This is a genomic window from Paludibaculum fermentans (assembly GCF_015277775.1).
Lineage (GTDB): Bacteria > Acidobacteriota > Terriglobia > Bryobacterales > Bryobacteraceae > Paludibaculum > Paludibaculum fermentans.
Genome location: NZ_CP063849.1, coordinates 4,316,224 through 4,333,414 on the forward strand (window position 1 = coordinate 4,316,224; position 17,191 = coordinate 4,333,414).

Consider the following 17,191-nt stretch of genomic DNA (forward strand, 5'->3'; position numbering starts at 1 on the left):
GTTAGCGTGCGAAATTGCTGAAATAGAGTCCAATCAGGATCACAATCACGGCCGAGCCCAGGGCGCTCTTGCGCCAGCGTGCTTCCTTTTCCGGCGAAGCGCCGCCGCGGGCAATCAGGAAAGCCATGGTGATGACGTGCAGCGCGAGCAGGATCTTGATCCCGATGCCGGCGTGCCAGCCGGCCGGTGGACTCTTCATCTTCGTCATGAAGTTATACCCGCCCGAAAGAACGAGCAGGAGCGCCGCGGCCATCACGCCGCCGCGCCATTGTTTCACCTTGTTGGCGCCCAGCGCGATGAACAGGAACAGGCCCAGGGCCAAGTGGAGATAGAGAACATAGTCTGTCATGAGTGCTTACCTTCTATACTGATGGGAAAATGATCCACGAGATTCTTCCCGTCGGCCAACTCCAGTGCAACTGCTCCATTTTCGGCGATGAGACCACCCGTGAGGCTATTGTCGTCGATCCGGGGGACGGCGAGGATCTGGACACAATCCAGGATGTGCTCGCCCGTAACGGTCTCACCGTCAAAGCCATCTTCATCACCCACGCCCACATCGATCACATCGGCGGCGCCGCCAAGCTCAAGGCTCTTACCGGCGCGCCAGTCTATATGAACGATCACGACCTGGATCTCTATGACCACCTGGACATGCAGGCCCAGTGGCTCAACATGCCTCCGCCGGAACGCACCGGCATCGATGTCGACGCCGGCGACGGCGACGCTCTCAAGTTGGGGACAACCGACTTCCACGTCCTGCATACTCCGGGCCACACCCAGGGCAGCCTCTGCCTGTTCATCCCGGCCGAACAGAAACTGGTCGCCGGTGACACCCTGTTCCGCGACTCGATCGGCCGCACCGACCTGCCGGGCGGCGACGGACACCAGATTCTCAGCTCCATCCACACCAAGTTGCTCACCCTACCCGAGGAGACACGAGTAATCTGCGGCCATGGCGCCTCCACCACCATCGGGCGTGAAAAGGCCCGAAACCCCTGGCTCCGATGAAACCTTGACTTTTCAGTACGTTCCGGTCAAAGTAGACCAAACTCCATGGAGAATCAGGTCGATCGGGACAATACCCCAGTTCAGCTCCACGAGGTACTGGCGGAAGAGTTCGCGGCGCTGGGCATAACCATCCAACCGGGCAGCGGTACGGACGCAGACGGGCTGCGCGACGTCTACGGCCAACTGCACAATTCCGGCAAGCGGCTCTCCGCGCTTTGTATCTCCGGCGGGGGCATCCGCAGCGCCACTTTCGCGCTCGGCGCGATCCAGGGACTGGCGGAAGCCGGCCTGTTGCGCCAATTCGACTACCTCTCCACCGTCTCCGGCGGCGGTTATATCGGCAGTTGGTTGACCGCTTGGATCCGCCGCGCTGGCGGAATCGGCAATGTCATACCGAAACTGACGGGTACGTGCGACACCAACGACGATCCCTGCGACGACTCGGGCGCGCATCCCGGCACCATGCAACCGGACCCCATCGGCCATCTTCGCGATTACAACAACTACCTCACTCCCAAATTAGGGCTGGGCTCCGCCGACACCTGGAGCATGATTTCCATCGTTCTGCGGAATCTGCTGCTCAACTGGCTGGTCTTCATCCCGATGCTGATGCTGGTGGTGATGGCGCCGCGCTTGCTTGTGGCCCTGCTTCAGCTCTCTCCGCCCTGGGTCGGCACACTGGTCACCCCTTTCGGTCAGCCTCACGTGCTGGCGCTCGGTCTCGCCGCGGTCCTGTTCGTCTATTCGGGCTACCAGAAGCTCCTGGACCTGCCCAGCATCGGCCACGTGAACGCCACCCAGGCCCAGTTCCTGGTGAAATGCCTTGGCCCGCTTACCCTGAGCGGGCTGCTGACGATGATTGGCTTATGGTGGGGCATCGGCAACTTCTCACCGCCACCCACCTTCTGGGGCATCACGCGGTTCATGTTGGGGCTCACCTGCGCCTGCCTCGGGCTCTACCTGCTGCGCTCCATGGTGCGAAAGGAACTGCCTGTCAGCGGCAGTTGGCGCGCACTCCACTTCACTTTGGCGATGCTGATGGGCGGAACAGCGTCGGGCGCCGCGATCTACTTACTGGGCCGGGAGTTGCTGGCCGCGGCGATTCGCGACGGCAATCCCACACACTACATCACGTTTGGCCCACCGCTCATCATGGCTACCATGCTGATTGGCGACATCCTCCTGGTGGGTTTTGGCAGCCGTACTTTGGAGTCGGAGGACCTGGAATGGCTCGCGCGCTCCAGCGGCTTCAAACTCAGCAGCAGTCTCGCCTGGATGATCCTTTGCGGGCTCACCCTGGTCGCACCGCACTACATCTTCGCCCTGGGCGGCTATGCCCAATCAGCGCTTAGCTCCATTGGCGGCGTCAGCGGCCTGATCACGGCTTTGGCCGGCAACAGCGCGCGCACAGCCGGGAAACCGGGGGACGAGCGGCAGCGCAGTCTCTCGGCTCGCCTGATGGAGATTGCGGCCCGGCTTACCTTGCCCCTGTTTGTGGTCTCTCTGATCATTGCCCTGTCGATCCTGCTGGATGTCATCATCGACCAGTTGGACCTCACGCCCTACGCCTACTGGCAGCACACCCATCTGCTCATCCATACGCCGTTCCTGCCCCTGCTTGGCATCACGGCAGCCATCGCACTCTTCTGCGCGGTGATGGGCCGCTTCGTGGACATCAACAAGTTCTCGCTCCACGGCATGTACCGCTTCCGCCTCATCCGCGCTTACCTCGCCGCGTCGAACCCCGATCTCGACAATGAGCGTTTTACCGGCTTCAACGACTCCGACGATCTGCGCATGCACGAGTTCCGCGGCCAGCGGCCCCTGCATGTTGTCAATACGGCACTGAACCTGGCGTCCGGCAGCCGTTTAGACTGGCAGCAGCGCAAAGCCGCCAGCTTCACCATCTCCCCCTACCATACGGGCAGCGCCGATCTCGGCTATCGCGACTCCAGCCGCTATTGCGGGGGCATTCGCCTGGGTACGGCTATGACGATCTCCGGGGCCGCCGCCAGCCCCAACATGGGCTACCACACCTCGTCGATGGTCGCCTTCACCATGATGCTGTTCAACGCCCGCCTGGGTGCGTGGCTGGGCAACCCGGGCGAACCCGGCAGGAAGACCTGGCCGTTCAAAGGACCGCGCTTCGCAGTGGCGCCCATGATGAGCGAAGCCCTCAGCCGGACGAACGAGAGCGGCCCCTATGTCTATCTTTCCGACGGCGGCCACTTTGAGAACCTGGCTCTGTATGAGATGATCCGGCGGCGCTGTTCACCCATCGTCGTGCTCGACTCCGGCTGCGATCCCAACTACACGTATGAGGATCTAGGCAATGCCCTGCGTAAGATTCGGATCGACCTGAAGATCTCCATCGATTTCGCGGACTCGCAATTAGGTCCGCTCATCGAGAAAGAACGCCGCTTTGCGGTTGCCGCCATTCGGTACTCCTGCGTCGATGCCGGGGCGCGAGATGGAATCCTGATCTACTTCAAGCCGATGGTGCGCCATACCGAATCACCAGACGTGCTGAGCTACTCCGCCGCCAGCCCGACATTTCCGCACGAAACAACGAACGATCAATGGTTCACGGAAGCTCAGACGGAGAGCTACCGAACTCTCGGCATGCAGACCATCCGGGAAGCGGCCGCCGGTTTCCCTGGCGGCACCCTGGACGAGTTCGCCCAGTACCTCAGCGGCCGTCGCGGCGCGGCGGCCTGACCATCAGCCCTTCTGCTTGCCCCGGAGTTCCTCCAGCACCGACGCTATCAGTTCCTTCGCCTGCAGGATACCCAGGGAGATCATCTGCACGTCCATCTTGGGCTTGCCGGGTTGGCGCGCGCTCTGGCAGTACACGCCATGCTGTCCGACCAGCACGAGAGCGTCGGTCAGAACGTCCAGCGTCACTGCCAGACGGCCCGCCTCCACGCCCATTTGGAACTCGAGCGATTCCAGCTCGTTCTTTCGATCACGGAAGACAGATGGGTGTGACATGGGTCGTATGATGGAGGTGGTGATGAAACTCTCGTTGCTCGCTACTATTCTGATGTTCTCCGCCGTGGCACAGACTCCGCAAGTATCACTCAGCAAGCGGTTGAAATCCGACACCGCCCTCAATGTCGATCCCAATTCGGCTCTTTGGAAATCCGCTCCCGCCGTTTTCGGCGAGAACAACGCCAAGGGCCAACCGACGCCCGGCCATCGCAGCGAGTTCCGCTCGCGCTGGACGGACAAAAACCTCTACTTCCTGTTCATCTGCCCCTATCAGGAGCTTTACCTGATCCAGCCGCCCGTGACCGACAAGGAGACGAACAAGTTGTGGGAGCACGACGCCGCTGAGATCTTCATCGGCGCGGACTTCGAGAAGATCTGGCAGTACCGCGAGTATCAGGTGTCTCCGCAAGGCGAATGGGTTGATCTCGACATCGACCGCAAAGAGCCTAAGCCGGAAGGCGGCTGGCGCTGGGACTCCGGCTTCACCGTGGCAGCCCATATCGACAAGGAAAAGAAGATCTGGTATGGCGCCATGAAGATCCCGATCTCCTCCATCACCGACAAGACCGTAAAACCCGGCTTCGACTTCCGCGTCAACTACTACCGCTTCCAGGGGCCGCCGCCCAACCGCGCCAACATCGCCTGGCAGCCCACCGGCCCGACGGGCAATCACCACATCCCGGAAGCCTTTGGCCTGCTGCGCCTGGAGAAGTAGCGGGATGGCCCAGGAACGCAGTCTGCGCATTTCGCAGGTGGGCCTGCGCGGCATCGTCGGCAACGGACTCACCGCCGCCCATGTCCTCGATTTCGCATCCGCCTTCAGCACCTTCCTGGAGCCGGGCGGCAAGATCGTCGTCGGCCGAGACCCACGCACCTCCAGCATCATGATGCGCGAGGGCGTCATCGCCGGGCTGCTCGCCGGCGGTCACGACGTGATCGACCTCGGTATCGTCTCCACGCCCATCATCCAGCACTCCATCCGCCGCCTGGACGCCTGCGGCGGCATCAGCATCGGCGCCAGCCACAACGCGGCGGAATGGAATGCACTGAAGTTCTTCGGGCCGAGAGGCACGTACCTTTCCACCAGCGAAGCCGGGGAACTGCTCGACATCTACCACCTGAAGAAGTTCAAGATGGCGGAGTGGCGCGAGATCGGCAAGCTGCACTCCGACCCCGATGCCACGGAACGGTACCTGGACGAACTGGCGCAGGTCTTCGACATCCCCAAGCTGGCCCGCTATAGCGTCCTGGTCGACTGCACGAACGGCACCTCGGCCCCGATCCTGAGCCGCATGAACGAGCGCTTCGGCACGCGTTTCATCCTGATCAACGAGCCGCTGGAAGGGCGCGACTTCGCCCACGAACCCTCCACGACCCGCAAGATGGTCGCCCTGCAACTGGCACCCCTGATGCAGCATGTCGGCGCGGACGCCGGCTTCCTCTTCGATATCGACAGCGATCGCGTCGCCTTTGCGACCGAGCGGGGCCAGGCCATCAGCGAAGAGATGGTATTGGTCCTGCTGGCCGACGACTTCCTGGAACGCGGCCCCGGCAAGCTCGTCATCACCAACGTCTCGACGACCGCCCTGTTGGAAGAGATCGCCGCCCGCCATGGCGGCCAGATTGTCCGCGTACCCGTCGGCCGGCAGTCCGCCATCGACGCCCTGGCCAGCTACCGGCCGGAACAGGTGGCCGTGGCCGGAGAGGGCACGGGCGCCGTCATGATGCCGCAATTCCGCTTTGTCTACGACGGCATCGCTTCCATGCTGGCCATCCTCTCGATGATGGACCGCCGCGAACAGTCACTCGCCGCCATCCTGGACGGCTACACCACTTACTCGATCCTCAAGGGCAAGATCCCGCTGGAAACCCACCGCATCCCCGAGATGCTGCTGGAGATCGAGGAGCGATTTCCTGATGGCGTGCGCAATACCGTCGACGGCCTGCGCATCGACTGGCCCGGACGCTGGGTGCATGTGCGCGTCTCGCAGACGGAGCCGCTGGTCCGCGTCATCTGCGAGCAGCGCGGCGGCCCGCCGCGGGCCTTGTTTGACCAGGTGATGGATCTTGTGAGGAGCTACGGCGTATGAGCCGCGTGCATCAACTGAAGATCAGCGTTTCCGGCATCCGGGGCGTGATCGGCGACTTTCTGACCCCCAACCTCGCGTGCGCCTTCGCACAGGCCTTTGGCACCTATGTGGGACCGGGACCTGTTGTAGTGGGGCGAGACACACGCTCAAGCGGCGAAATGCTGGAGCACGCCGTTACCTGCGGCCTGCTCGCCGCCGGCTGCGAGGTGGTGAAGGTGGGCATCGCGCCAACTCCCACCATCCAGGTGTACGTCTCGGAGATCCGCGCCCGCGGCGGCATCGCCATCACGGCGTCCCATAACCCGCCCGAATACAATGCGTTGAAGCTCTTCAACCGCGAAGGCCTGTTCTTCAACCACTATGAACGCACGGAACTGCTCGACCTGTATCACCAGAGCGAGTTCCGCCAGGCCACCAACAACGAGATCCGCCGAGTGGTCACAGACTACGACTCGCCGCCGCAGCGGCACTTCAAGCGGGTTCTGGCGCACGTCGATGCAGAGCGCATTCGGAAGCGGAACTTCCGAGTCGCGCTCGACGGCGTCAATGGCGCGGGTTCTGTGATGAGCACCCATTTCCTCTCGGAAGTCCTGGGCTGCGAACTCCACGCCATCTCCGTGGATCCGACGCAGCCGTTCCCTCGGGAAGCTGAACCCAAGCCCGAAGTTCTCGACGACCTTCGCTCGCTCATCCGGGAAACAAAAGCCGAAGCGGCTTTCGCCCAGGATCCCGATGGCGACCGCCTGGCCGTGGGCGATGAGACGGGTCACATCCTCGACAACGACGACGTCCTCGCCCTCGCAGTGGATTGTGCTTTGCACCGCAGAAAAGGCCCTGTGGTCGTCAACCTCACGACATCCTCTGTGATTGACGACGTCGCGGCCCGGCACGGCTGCCCTGTCTTCAGGGCTCCTGTCGGCGAGGCGAACGTAGTGGAACGCATGCGACTCGCCGGCGCGGTAATCGGCGGCGAAGGCTCCAATGGCGGCATCATCTTCCCGGCTGTGCAGTACTGCCGCGACAGCTACATGGGCATGGCTTTCCTGCTCGATCGCATGGCTGAAACGGGCCAGACGATGAGCGAACTCGCCGCGGGCCTGCCGCGCTACTACCGCCGCATGGGCAAAATGGCCTACGAACATGGCCGCCTCGGCTCCATGATGCAGGCGCTGGAAAGCCTCTTCCCCGGTGCACGCATTGATCGCAACGACGGCCTGAAGCTGATGTTTGCGGACGGCTGGATTCACGTGCGTTCGTCGAACACGGAGCCCATTCTGCGCCTCGCAGCGGAAGCCCGGACGGAGGATCGGCTGGAAGAACTATACTCGCGGGCGCTCAGCGTATCGTAAGAAAAGGCGGATGGACAGCGGCCTTACCGGGCCGCTCAGTCCTGGGGCGGGAGCTTGTCGGCGTCGTCCTGCAGAAAGATCGTCGTCTCGTGCTGTTTCGCCTTGCGCGTATGTTCGCGCACGGCCCTTTCACGCGCTTCCGAGCTGTTCTCCAGTTGATCGATGATGACTTTCTTCTTCTCGATCTCCTGCCGCATGGCCTCATTCTCCTGCTTCATACGCTCGATCTGCTGGCGTTTTTCCAACATGGCCGGAATGCCATTCGGCCCCCGCAGCACCAGGAATACATAGAAGCAGGTGACGGCGGCGGCGGCAACAAATCCGAGTTGGCGCAGGAGGGTGTTCATCGGTCGGGACGAGGGCCCATCTTTGTTTATAATCCGTTTGGTATCGCAAGTCCACACTTCACGGGATACTGAGTGACAAAATGACCAATAAAATCGTGGTACAGACGACTTGTGGATCCGAGGCCGACGCGCGCCGCATCGCGCGGCACCTTGTGGAACTGCGTCTGGCCGCCTGCGTAGCCATCACTCCGGGCCTGATCAGCACCTACCACTGGAAGGGCGCCATCGAAGAGGATCAGGAATGCGGCCTCGTCATCAAAACGCGCCGCGACCTCTTCGCCTCGCTTGCTACGGAGCTTCGCAAGGTGCACCCGTATGAGGTGCCGGAACTCATCGCCACGCCCATAGTAGATGGTTTCGCGGCCTACCTCGAATGGATGGACTCCGAGCTTCAACCACCTATCGAATTACCATAATCCTGTTGCGACGGCCATGACACCTGTGATTGGATAGGTGCTCATGCTGAACCAGCAGGCCCCTACTCGCGCCCGCCACTGGGTTGTGGTTTTCGCGGTCACCTTGGCCGTCCTGTCGTACATCGATCGTGTGGCGATCTCCAAAGCGACGCCATACATCATGAGCGACCTGGGGCTGACGAAAACTCAGATGGGGCGCGTCTTCTCGGCGTTTGCCCTCAGCTATGCGCTGGCCGAGATCCCCAGCGGCTGGATGGGCGACAAACTGGGGCCGCGCAATGTGCTGATGCGCATCGTCATCTGGTGGTCGGTCTTCACCGCTTCGGTCACCATGATGTGGAATGGTCTCTCCCTGGCCATCAACCAGTTCCTCTTCGGCGCCGGCGAGGCAGGCTGCTTCCCCAACCTCACCAAGACTTTCACCACCTGGCTGCCTTCCAACGAGCGCGTACGCGCCCAGGGCATCATGTGGATGTCGGCCCGCTGGGGCGGAGCGTTCACACCCATCCTCTGCGCTCTCATCTTCACCATCCTGCCGTGGCGCGCCGCGTTCCTGATCTTCGCCTGCCTCGGTGTCATCTGGGCCGTGTTCTTCTTCCGCTGGTTCCGTGATGACCCCAAGGATCACCCGTCGGTCAACGCCGCCGAACTCGCCCTGCTGTCCGAGAATCGTGGACTCGCCGGCAGCCACGGCGACGTGCCCTGGCGCAAGCTCCTCTCCAACCGCTCTGTGTGGCTGCTGTGGATCCAATACTTCCTCATCACGTACCCCTGGTACTTCTACATCACCTGGCTCTCCACCTATATCCGCGAATACTACGGCGTCAAAGACGAGATGCTGAGCGCGCGCTACGCCATCTGCCCTCTGCTGTTGGGGGGCATTGGATGCATCCTGAGCGGTCTGATGCTGCCCCGTATAGCGAAGCTCCTGGGCAGCACCACGAAGGCACGCCGCGTCCTGGCCAGTTCCGGCTTCCTCGGCGCCAGCGCCTTCCTGCTCATCTGCATCCAGCAGAAGGATCCGCTCTACGGCATGCTGGCCATGGGCATGGCGAGTTTCTGTAACGATCTGGTGATGCCCTGCGCCTGGGGTTCGTGCATGGACATTGGCGGCAAATACGCGGGTACACTCTCCGGCTCGATGAACATGATGGGCAACATGGCCGGCTTCGTCGCTCCGCAGGTCGGCGGCATCATCCTCGACGCCACGCGCACCACGGCCACACCGCAGGGCGACTACAACATGTTCATCTACACCATGGCAGCAGCCTACTTCCTGGGCGCGTTCTGCTGGCCGTTCATCGACCCCACCAAGCCCCTGGAACAATCCGAAGCCCACTGAGAGAAATCCGTGGTAACCTCCACTAAACTGTCGTGGATCAGAAAATAACTGAATTCACTCGAGACGTCGAGAACCTCATCCGCAGCGCAAGCGAGGACACCACCGACGCCTTGTGCGCTATCAACCGCACCGAGCATTCCTTCGATGCCGCGGCAGCAGGGCTCCGGGAGCGGCTGCTGAAGATCCCCCCGCCGCAGGAAAAGCCGCCTGTTTTCATTCCGCCACCGCCTTCCTTGCCGCAGGGACGCAGGCTGACCCGCCGAGATTTGAGCCTAGGCTGGTTGATGCTGATGGCCGGCGCAATGGTCGCCTTCGCCTTCGGCTACATCATGGGGTTGCCGCCCGATCAGCGCTTCCGCTCGCGCAACAGGTAAGTCGGATCCGGCTTGGCCGAAGTCGCGATCTCTTTCACCCGTTCCAGATCCGGCGCTGAGAACTCCACCACCTTGTTCTCCGCCTGCGCCGACACGAAGAGCTTCTGCCCATCGTCCGACAGCCGCAAGCCTTCCGCGCGTTGCCCCACCGGCACGCGATTCACCTCCAACTGTGTGTGCGCGTTGAGCACGGCCAGTTCTCCACTCCCGATCAGGCTAACGTAGATCCAGCGGCCATCCGGGGAAGGCGCCATCCGAGCCGGTTCGCCCGGAACACCCAGCTTGCGCTTGAGTTTGTTGGCCACGGCATCCACCTGCACCACCATGTTGTTCGTGCGGGTCGCGACGAATAGATTTTTTTCGTCGGTCGTAAGCGCGAAGCCCATCGGAACTCCGCCGACCTCGAGCTGCGTGGTCTGTCGGCGATTGGCCAGGTCGATGACGCTCACCGTGCCGGATCCCGCATCGGCCGTCCACGCCTTTCGCTCGTCCTTCGTCAGTTGCACCATGTGGGGCAACTTGCCGGTGAGCGGAATCGCCTTCACAATCCTCGACTTCTTCGCATCCACGATCAGCAGGGAGGCGGGAAAATCCGTAGTCACGTAAAGCAGCCCTGACTTGCCCCGTTCGATCCCATGCGGCCGGTGGTACTGGCCCAGTCCAATCTCTCCTACCGCCTTGCGAGCAGCCAGGTCGATGACGGTAATCGTGTTGCCGCCCTGCTGCGTTTCCGTGTAGGTGTCCGCCCCGTAGTTCGTCACGAAGGCGAACTTCTCATCCGCTGACAGAGCGAACTCGTGCGGCTTCTTCCCCACCGCAACCTTCGCCTCCAACCTGCCGCTGGCCGCATCATAGAACCCGAAGGAATCGTCCAGCTTGTGCAGTACCAGCAATTGATCCGCGCCCGGCAGGCATCCCGCAGCCGCCAGCATTGTCAGCAGCAAACGCTTCATACCTTCATTCTCGCGAAACTGTCCGGCGGGCCGCCATCACCGGCATTTCCGCCATTCCTTCGCCCAACTGGCGTAGTCCAGCCGGCAAAATCGGCGGGCTCGCCCCGCAAAACCGGGCCGGCATCATCTTTTCACCGCCGCTTTGCTAAACTGGTGGTTTCCGTATCCAAATACAGGAGTCCGTTTTTCGCATGATTCAGGCGACACAATTGCGTCCGGGGATGGTCATCAAGTTCAATAACGAACTGCATACCGTCTTCACCATGAACCACCGTACGCCCGGGAACCTCCGTGGCTTCGTTCAGGTCAAAATGCGCAATCTCCGCAGTGGGACGATGTTCGAGCATCGCTTCTCTTCCGAAGACCGCGTCGAGAAGGCGATTCTCGAGGAAGTGGAAATGGAGTACATGTACGACGACGGTGAGTACTACTACTTCATGAACACCGAGAACTACGAACAGACCCACCTCACGAAGGATCACCTCGGCGGCGGCGTTGACTTCCTGATCCCCCAGCTTAAAGTTCATGTCGAGTACTACGAAGGCAAGCCCATTAGCGTGGAGCTGCCTCCCTCGGTAGACATGAAGGTGGTGGAGACGGAACCCGGCATCAAGAGCGGCTCGGTTTCCAACGTGGGCAAGCCCGCGAAGATGGAAACCGGCCTCATTGTCTCAGTTCCTCAATTCGTGAACGAAGGCGATGTCATCCGTGTCAGCACGTCGGAAGGCTCCTACCAGGAACGCGTCACCAACTAGTTTTTAGAGGCGATGAGGGTGCCCGTCGCGGCATCCTCACCGGGCCTTTCTGATCGCCTCGGCCAGTTCTGCTTCTTCCTCCGGACGCACCGTCCGCAAATCCAGCAGCAATCGATCAGCTTCGATTCGCCCAATTACCGCCGGATCGCCCTCGCGCAACTGCCGCTCCAACACGGACGCATCGCCCTCCGGCGCAACCAGCCACGTGGGCAGCGCCTGCTCCGGAGTGGATCCTCCGCCCAGCAGCGATTCGCCAGGGACAACCGTGGCGGCTTCGACCTCGGCCGCCAGCCTCTCGGCGCGTACTTTGATCTCATCCGCCGTCAGGCGGATCATGCGCATCACCGGCAGTGCGGCCCAATCCTGCAGCAGCGTGTGCCGCAACGCCGTCTCCATGGCTCCAATCACCAGCTTGTCCAATCGCAGCGCGCGGAACATTGGATTCCGCCGCAGCCGTTGGACCAGATCCTCACGGCCCGCCAGCACGCCCGCCTGCGGCCCGCCCAGCAGCTTGTCGCCGCTGAACGAGACCAGGTCAGCACCAGCGCGCAGGCTCGACTGGACCGTCGGCTCGTTCACACCAAAGGGCGAGAGATCAGTCAGGCTGCCGCTGCCGAGGTCCTCGTAAACAGGCACGCCGCTGGCCTTGCCCAGCGCCGCCAGCTCTTCGATGGACGCCCGGCCCGTGAAGCCCTGCATGCGGAAGTTGCTGGGATGGACTCGCATCAGCAAGCGCGTGCGATCCGTGATGGCCCGTTCGTAGTCTTCAACCCGAGTGCGGTTCGTGGTCCCAACTTCCACCAGCACCGCGCCCGAGCGCGCCATGATATCGGGGATCCGGAAGCCGTCGCCGATCTCCACCAGTTCGCCGCGCGACACAATCACTTCGCCGCCGGAGGCAAGCTCGTGCAGCGCCAGGAACACGGCCGCCGCTCCATTGTTCACCAGAATCCCGGGCACACCCAGCAGCCGATCCAGCAGACTCTCCGTGTGGCTATCGCGTTTGCCTCTCCGTCCCGTCCGCAGGTCGTACTCCAGGTTCGAATACCAGCCTGGAGACGCGGTCTCCGCCAGAGGGGCCCGGCCCAGGTTCGTGTGCAGCACGACCCCGGTCGCATTGATGACGCGCCGCAACGAAGTCAGGGAAAGCCCCCGCAGTCGATCCTGCAGCAGGGTAAGCGGATCGGGCAAGGTCTTCTCCCCAGCCCGGATCATCGCCCGCAAGTCCTCAAGCACGGCGCGGCACTCCTGCACCGCCAGCTCATGCGGGACACCGCCCCCGGCCTGCAAGACCAGCTCGTCGACCGAGGGCAGCAATCGGAACAGCTCCTGCATTCTCACTTGAGGGGGAACAACGCGCGGAGTTCGTCCAGCTTGGGCCGCCGGCCGTACTCACACAGTTCGAAGCACTCGACATGCTGGACCTTGGCCGCGGCTTCGGCCCCGATCTCCTCGGCGAGCACCTTGCGCTTCTCGTCGCTGATGGGCCCGCTGCGCCACTTGTCCAGCCACACCCTGCGCGCCTTCAGATCCTTTGGCACCGAATCCAACTGGTGATCCACCCAGGGCAGCCACTCGTACACTTGCGAAACGTGGGCATCCAGGCCATCCACCTTCTGCTTCCAGGTGTCGTCGATGGAAACCACCACATCCGGACGGAACGGCGCCGGCTTCTGGAAGTTGTCTTCCACATAAAGGAAGATCGGGTTGTCTACCAGTGCGGGCGTGTCCGTCACGGTATTCGGCACCACCACCATGTAGGCGGCATCCTGGACCAGAACACCGGTGTAGCGATGATCCGGGTGATAGTCGTTCGGCCTCGGAGCCAGGACGATATCCGCTTTCCATTGCCGGATTGCGCGGATTACCTGCCGCCGCACCTCCAGCGAGGGCAGCAGTTCGCCGTCGTGGTTGTCCAGGATCTGGTATTCCATGATCCCCAGCCGCCGCGCGGACTCCTGCGCCTCGAGGTAGCGGCGCTTCGCCAACGCCGCGCCAGCCAGCGTCTGGTGGCCCGCATCTCCGTTCGTCACGGCCAGGAACTTCACCGCATGGCCGGCTTTGGCCATCTTTGCCGCCGTTCCGCCAAAGCGGATGTCACAGTCGTCCGGATGCGCGCCGATAGCGATCACCCGCAATTTCCGCGTGGATGCAGCCGGAGTCTGGCCCATCGCCAGAACCCCGAAAATCACGCCGGCAGCCAGCACTCTTCTAGTCATACTGTCCCGTAGAGTCCTTTCCATGTCTGTTCTTTCTGCGTGTACATGGCCGTGCGGCCCAGAATCGCGATCATCGTGGAACGCGCCGCCCGATCGGCTACGTTCTCCACGTCGCCGCTCAGAATGCGTCCCAGGAACTGCTCGATCCCTTCGTAGGTGATGTCGCGCTTCGACTCCATGGTCTCCACGTCGTTGCGTCCCTTGTAATGCACCATGCTGGCCCGCGATGTAACCAGTGTGCCCTTCGTGCCCGTGAACTCCTCGCCCACCTTGCGGTACCCGACGGGGGTCAACTGGTTCGCTTCGAAGTTCACCAGCAGGTTGTTCGGCCATTCGAACGTCAGATTTAGATTGTCGTTGATGTCCATGGTCGTCCGCACCTTGCGGCCGCAGTAACCCACCGCGCGTAGCGGCAACCCGCCCAGGAACCAGTGCAGGACATCGAGATTGTGGCAGTCCTGCTCAACAATGAAATCACCGGAGTACTTGCGGAAACAGAACCAGTTCCGCAGGTCGGCCTTCGCCGTATCCAGCCCCGGATAGTCGCGCCGCGTGAACGGGTCGTTCGCAATCCAGTAGCCCCGCGCCACCGATACACTGCCGATCGCTCCTGCCTGCAGCCGCTTGTACGCTTCCAGGTACACAGGGCCGTAGCGCTGCTGGTAGCCGAACGACAGCACCTTCTTCGGATCCATCTTCTTGCCCGCCGCCATGACACGCTTGCAGCCTTCAAAGTCCACACCTGCGGGCTTCTCACAATAAACGTGCTTCTTGGCTTCCACCGCGGCTTCCAGCATGCGAGGATGCTCGAACGGAGGCGTGGCGATGAACACGGCGTCAATCGACGGGTTCGCCAGCATCTTCTCAAACTCTCTGTACGTATCGACCTTGTCCAGTTGCAGCGCGGCCTTCGCCTGCTCAATGCGATCGTCGTAAAGATCGGCCAGAGCCGTGATGCGCGCCCGCGGATCGGAGTGCGTGATCTTGGAGTCGTAGGTACCCCGTCCGCCGCAGCCGATCAGGCCGACCGAGATTTTCGAGTTCGCCTGCGATCCGCGCACTGCCTGCGGACTGACAATCGAGAAGGCGCTCGCGGCTGTGCTGGCCAACACGGTCCGGCGCGAAATGGATGGGGATTCGGGTGATTGCGGCATGGAATGTCCCTGCCGCCTGATTCTATCTCAAACGGAACCGGCAACTACTTGTTGAGTGGCTCCGTCGGAGCCTGCCCGCGACGATGCTGGTGAGCGCTATGGTAGATCTCGCGAATCTCAGAGCCGGTCGTGGCCAGCGCCACCGCTCCCGCCGCCAGCAGCGGCACCGTCACGACAAAGAACATCATGCCGGAAAGCGACTTCGCTGTCTGTGCGTCCACACCCAGCATGCGGTGCAGTGCCAGGAATCCGCACAGGTGGAACAGACCCACATTCCCCGGCGCGCCAGGCACCACGGTGCCCAGCCTCAGCACCACCAGCACGATTGCCGCCGCGCCCCAAGGCAGGTTTAACCCATAGCCCTGCAGCATCGCGTGGATCGGGATCACCTGCAGTGCCAGGTAGACAGTGCTGGCGGCAACCGCCGCGGGGAACGACTTGGAGCGCCCCATCGCATGCAGCCCCTCCACCACACGCCGCAATTGTTCCGACCACCGGTGGCGCGTTGTCATGTGATGCGCAAAGCGCCGGTTTAAAACGGAGAACACGACCAGCCCGCCGATTACGGCGACCACGGAGGCGAGAATCCATACCCCGATCTCGATCTCCTTCGGCAGCTCCGCGGAGAGCGAGACCAAGGCGAAACCGACAATCAGCCACACCCCGTCGATCAGTCGTTCAATCAGCGCTGAGCTGAGCACAAGCGGGAAGGGAATCTTATCCCACACGGTCAGCAGGTAGCAGCGGATCAGTTCGCCGCTGCGCAGCGGCAGAACTTCATTCGCGAACAGTCCGATGTAGATCGCCTGGACACTGCGCCAGAACGGCACGCGGGCCACGGGCCGCAACAGGATGTTCCAGCGCCATGCCTGCGAGAAATAGACGAGGACGTCGCACGCCACGGCGAGCAGGATCCATGCCCAGTGCACGCGCGCCAGCTTCGGCAGCTCCAGGCGCCAGTCGAAATCGTGATAAACCCACAGGAGACAGCCCAGCGAAAGCGCGTAGACAATCACCGTGCCGAGCCACGGTGGAAACCGCCTGACTGCCCCACCGCCTGCGGGTGAGTTTGTCCCCATTACTCTTCCATCTTAGACTTCCGATGCTCCCGGAAGTATCGGGACAGGTTTTCTGGGGAAGAATTCCGTTACAACTGTTAATTCGGACGCGAAGCCGTGCTCTCTCGAACGATCAGTTCCGGGTTGAGCAGGATCACCACGGGATCGGGTGAATTCGTCCGTCCCTCGATCCTTTCGATCAGCAATTGAGCACCCCGCCGGCCGATCTCGTACGCCGGCTGGGCCACGACGGTCAGCCTGGGTTGGATCACATCGCCGAAGGGAATGTCATCGAACACCGCCAGCGCAATGTCTCCCGGGCACCGCAACCCCAGCTCCTGCATCGCCTTCAGCGCTCCGAAGCCCATCATCGCGTTGGCCGCGAAAATGGCAGTGGGCGGCTCAGACCGCAGCAGCAACTCCTTCGACATCTTGTAGCCGCTGTCCAGCCGGAAGTCTCCGAAACACACCAGCGACGGATCAAAAATCAGGCCGCTTTCTTCGAGCACCGACCGGTATCCCACCAGGCGCTGCTCCGAGGTGTAGACATCGTGCGATCCGCACACCATGCCGATGCGCTTGTGCCCGCGCAGCAGCAGGTGATGCATGCACATCCGCGTGCCCTTCACATTGTCGACGCAAACCGAGTCCACTGGCGAATCCAGCGGCGCACGGTCGAGACACACCACCGGCGTCCCGCCATCGATCGCGGCCTTAATGTGGCCGATGTCGCCCGAATCCGGCGCCATTACCAGGAGGATTCCATCCACCTTCCGCGCCCGCAGCAGCGTTACGGCCCGCCGCTCCCGCTCCACGTGATCGTCCGTGTTTAACGTGATCAACAGATAGCCGCGCTCCAGCGCCGCATCCTCCGCCCCGCGAATCATCTGCGGGAAGAACGGATTGGTAATATCGGTGACCACCGTACCCAGAGTTTTGGTCGACCGCGTTTTCAGACTTCGTGCAATTTGATTCGGTTCATAATCCAGTGCCCGCATCGCCTCTTCTACTCGGCGGCGCAGTTCCGGGCGCACTGACTCCGAACCAGACAGCACGTTCGACACAGTACCCACGGAAACGCGGGCTTTCTTTGCTACTTCCCGAATCGTGACCATCGCGATGTCAATCTACC

General features: G+C 62.1%; 18 protein-coding genes. 9 read left to right on the forward strand and 9 right to left on the reverse strand.

The window, feature by feature from the left end; genetic code table 11:
- Position 1: 1 nt before the first annotated feature.
- Positions 2-349 (reverse strand): hypothetical protein, encoded by a 348-nt coding sequence (locus IRI77_RS16850; protein WP_194453201.1) that lies wholly within the window; start codon positions 347-349, stop codon positions 2-4.
- A gap of 29 nt (positions 350-378) precedes the next feature.
- On the opposite strand from IRI77_RS16850, the gene IRI77_RS16855 reads away from it, so the two are divergent.
- Together IRI77_RS16855 and IRI77_RS16860 are read left to right on the forward strand one after the other, a co-directional pair.
- A complete protein-coding gene (locus IRI77_RS16855; protein ID WP_194453202.1) occupies positions 379-1,011 on the forward strand; it encodes an MBL fold metallo-hydrolase in 633 nt (210 codons plus the stop codon).
- A gap of 45 nt (positions 1,012-1,056) precedes the next feature.
- Positions 1,057-3,729 carry a patatin-like phospholipase family protein gene (locus IRI77_RS16860; RefSeq protein ID WP_194453203.1) on the forward strand — a complete coding sequence of 891 codons (2,673 nt, stop codon included), beginning with the start codon at positions 1,057-1,059 and terminating at the stop codon, positions 3,727-3,729.
- 3 nt (positions 3,730-3,732) lie between these two features.
- Here the strand turns inward: IRI77_RS16860 and IRI77_RS16865 are convergent, their stop codons facing one another.
- Positions 3,733-4,002 (reverse strand): hypothetical protein, encoded by a 270-nt coding sequence (locus IRI77_RS16865; protein ID WP_194453204.1) that lies wholly within the window; start codon positions 4,000-4,002, stop codon positions 3,733-3,735.
- 22 nt (positions 4,003-4,024) lie between these two features.
- On the opposite strand from IRI77_RS16865, the gene IRI77_RS16870 reads away from it, so the two are divergent.
- From IRI77_RS16870 to glmM, 3 genes are read left to right on the forward strand one after another with little or no spacing between them, the layout of a single operon-like run.
- A complete protein-coding gene (locus tag IRI77_RS16870; protein WP_194453205.1) occupies positions 4,025-4,717 on the forward strand; it encodes a carbohydrate-binding family 9-like protein in 693 nt (230 codons plus the stop codon).
- A gap of 4 nt (positions 4,718-4,721) precedes the next feature.
- Positions 4,722-6,092, forward strand: coding sequence for a phosphohexomutase domain-containing protein (locus IRI77_RS16875; RefSeq protein ID WP_194453206.1), 1,371 nt, complete (start codon positions 4,722-4,724; stop codon positions 6,090-6,092).
- Positions 6,089-7,441, forward strand: a complete 1,353-nt coding sequence (gene glmM / locus IRI77_RS16880; RefSeq protein ID WP_194453207.1) for a phosphoglucosamine mutase — start codon at positions 6,089-6,091, stop codon at positions 7,439-7,441. Before IRI77_RS16875 ends, glmM begins: the two co-directional genes overlap by 4 nt.
- Before the next feature lie 35 nt (positions 7,442-7,476).
- On the opposite strand, the gene IRI77_RS16885 is transcribed toward glmM, so the two are convergent.
- Positions 7,477-7,788: an FtsB family cell division protein gene (locus IRI77_RS16885; RefSeq protein ID WP_194453208.1), complete on the reverse strand. Its 312-nt coding sequence runs from the start codon at positions 7,786-7,788 to the stop codon at positions 7,477-7,479.
- Between the two features lie 80 nt (positions 7,789-7,868).
- Between IRI77_RS16885 and cutA the strand changes: the two genes are divergently transcribed.
- The 3 genes from cutA to IRI77_RS16900 are packed head-to-tail and all read left to right on the forward strand — an operon-like array spanning position 7,869 to position 9,920.
- Positions 7,869-8,204: a divalent-cation tolerance protein CutA gene (cutA, locus tag IRI77_RS16890; protein ID WP_194453209.1), complete on the forward strand. Its 336-nt coding sequence runs from the start codon at positions 7,869-7,871 to the stop codon at positions 8,202-8,204.
- 43 nt (positions 8,205-8,247) lie between these two features.
- A complete protein-coding gene (locus tag IRI77_RS16895) occupies positions 8,248-9,546 on the forward strand; it encodes an MFS transporter (protein ID WP_194453210.1) in 1,299 nt (432 codons plus the stop codon).
- 32 nt (positions 9,547-9,578) lie between these two features.
- Entirely contained in the window at positions 9,579-9,920 is a 342-nt protein-coding gene (locus IRI77_RS16900) for a hypothetical protein (protein ID WP_194453211.1), read from the forward strand.
- Here IRI77_RS16900 and IRI77_RS16905 read toward each other — a convergent pair.
- Positions 9,893-10,873, reverse strand: a complete 981-nt coding sequence (locus IRI77_RS16905) for a YVTN family beta-propeller repeat protein (RefSeq protein WP_194453212.1) — start codon at positions 10,871-10,873, stop codon at positions 9,893-9,895. The genes IRI77_RS16900 and IRI77_RS16905 overlap by 28 nt on opposite strands.
- Positions 10,874-11,064: 191 nt before the next feature.
- Between IRI77_RS16905 and efp the strand changes: the two genes are divergently transcribed.
- Positions 11,065-11,628 (forward strand): elongation factor P, encoded by a 564-nt coding sequence (efp, locus tag IRI77_RS16910; protein ID WP_194453213.1) that lies wholly within the window; start codon positions 11,065-11,067, stop codon positions 11,626-11,628.
- Between the two features lie 36 nt (positions 11,629-11,664).
- Here the strand turns inward: efp and selA are convergent, their stop codons facing one another.
- The 5 genes from selA to IRI77_RS16935 all read right to left on the reverse strand — a co-directional run bounded on the left by selA (position 11,665) and on the right by IRI77_RS16935 (position 17,174).
- Positions 11,665-12,963: an L-seryl-tRNA(Sec) selenium transferase gene (selA, locus tag IRI77_RS16915; protein WP_194453214.1), complete on the reverse strand. Its 1,299-nt coding sequence runs from the start codon at positions 12,961-12,963 to the stop codon at positions 11,665-11,667.
- A gap of 2 nt (positions 12,964-12,965) precedes the next feature.
- The gene (locus IRI77_RS16920; RefSeq protein WP_194453215.1) at positions 12,966-13,847 is read right to left on the reverse strand and encodes a PIG-L deacetylase family protein; all 882 of its coding nucleotides are present in this window, start codon (positions 13,845-13,847) and stop codon (positions 12,966-12,968) included.
- Positions 13,844-15,001: a Gfo/Idh/MocA family protein gene (locus IRI77_RS16925; protein ID WP_194453216.1), complete on the reverse strand. Its 1,158-nt coding sequence runs from the start codon at positions 14,999-15,001 to the stop codon at positions 13,844-13,846. The genes IRI77_RS16920 and IRI77_RS16925 overlap by 4 nt, the downstream gene beginning before the upstream one ends.
- A 44-nt stretch (positions 15,002-15,045) precedes the next feature.
- Entirely contained in the window at positions 15,046-16,080 is a 1,035-nt protein-coding gene (locus IRI77_RS16930; protein WP_194453217.1) for a lysylphosphatidylglycerol synthase transmembrane domain-containing protein, read from the reverse strand.
- Positions 16,081-16,157: 77 nt separating this feature from the next.
- Positions 16,158-17,174, reverse strand: coding sequence for a LacI family DNA-binding transcriptional regulator (locus IRI77_RS16935; RefSeq protein ID WP_194453218.1), 1,017 nt, complete (start codon positions 17,172-17,174; stop codon positions 16,158-16,160).
- Positions 17,175-17,191: the final 17 nt, after the last annotated feature.

What these genes read in the sequence shown, in the direction of transcription:
- IRI77_RS16850 (WP_194453201.1), bottom strand. Translation starts at nt 349, where the DNA reads ATGACAGACTATGTTCTCTATCTCCACTTGGCCCTGGGCCTGTTCCTG.
- IRI77_RS16855 (WP_194453202.1), top strand. Translation starts at nt 379, where the DNA reads ATGATCCACGAGATTCTTCCCGTCGGCCAACTCCAGTGCAACTGCTCC.
- IRI77_RS16860 (WP_194453203.1), top strand. Translation starts at nt 1,057, where the DNA reads ATGGAGAATCAGGTCGATCGGGACAATACCCCAGTTCAGCTCCACGAG.
- IRI77_RS16865 (WP_194453204.1), bottom strand. Translation starts at nt 4,002, where the DNA reads ATGTCACACCCATCTGTCTTCCGTGATCGAAAGAACGAGCTGGAATCG.
- IRI77_RS16870 (WP_194453205.1), top strand. Translation starts at nt 4,025, where the DNA reads ATGAAACTCTCGTTGCTCGCTACTATTCTGATGTTCTCCGCCGTGGCA.
- IRI77_RS16875 (WP_194453206.1), top strand. Translation starts at nt 4,722, where the DNA reads ATGGCCCAGGAACGCAGTCTGCGCATTTCGCAGGTGGGCCTGCGCGGC.
- glmM (WP_194453207.1), top strand. Translation starts at nt 6,089, where the DNA reads ATGAGCCGCGTGCATCAACTGAAGATCAGCGTTTCCGGCATCCGGGGC.
- IRI77_RS16885 (WP_194453208.1), bottom strand. Translation starts at nt 7,788, where the DNA reads ATGAACACCCTCCTGCGCCAACTCGGATTTGTTGCCGCCGCCGCCGTC.
- cutA (WP_194453209.1), top strand. Translation starts at nt 7,869, where the DNA reads ATGACCAATAAAATCGTGGTACAGACGACTTGTGGATCCGAGGCCGAC.
- IRI77_RS16895 (WP_194453210.1), top strand. Translation starts at nt 8,248, where the DNA reads ATGCTGAACCAGCAGGCCCCTACTCGCGCCCGCCACTGGGTTGTGGTT.
- IRI77_RS16905 (WP_194453212.1), bottom strand. Translation starts at nt 10,873, where the DNA reads ATGAAGCGTTTGCTGCTGACAATGCTGGCGGCTGCGGGATGCCTGCCG.
- efp (WP_194453213.1), top strand. Translation starts at nt 11,065, where the DNA reads ATGATTCAGGCGACACAATTGCGTCCGGGGATGGTCATCAAGTTCAAT.
- selA (WP_194453214.1), bottom strand. Translation starts at nt 12,963, where the DNA reads ATGCAGGAGCTGTTCCGATTGCTGCCCTCGGTCGACGAGCTGGTCTTG.
- IRI77_RS16920 (WP_194453215.1), bottom strand. Translation starts at nt 13,847, where the DNA reads ATGACTAGAAGAGTGCTGGCTGCCGGCGTGATTTTCGGGGTTCTGGCG.
- IRI77_RS16925 (WP_194453216.1), bottom strand. Translation starts at nt 15,001, where the DNA reads ATGCCGCAATCACCCGAATCCCCATCCATTTCGCGCCGGACCGTGTTG.
- IRI77_RS16930 (WP_194453217.1), bottom strand. Translation starts at nt 16,080, where the DNA reads ATGGGGACAAACTCACCCGCAGGCGGTGGGGCAGTCAGGCGGTTTCCA.
- IRI77_RS16935 (WP_194453218.1), bottom strand. Translation starts at nt 17,174, where the DNA reads ATGGTCACGATTCGGGAAGTAGCAAAGAAAGCCCGCGTTTCCGTGGGT.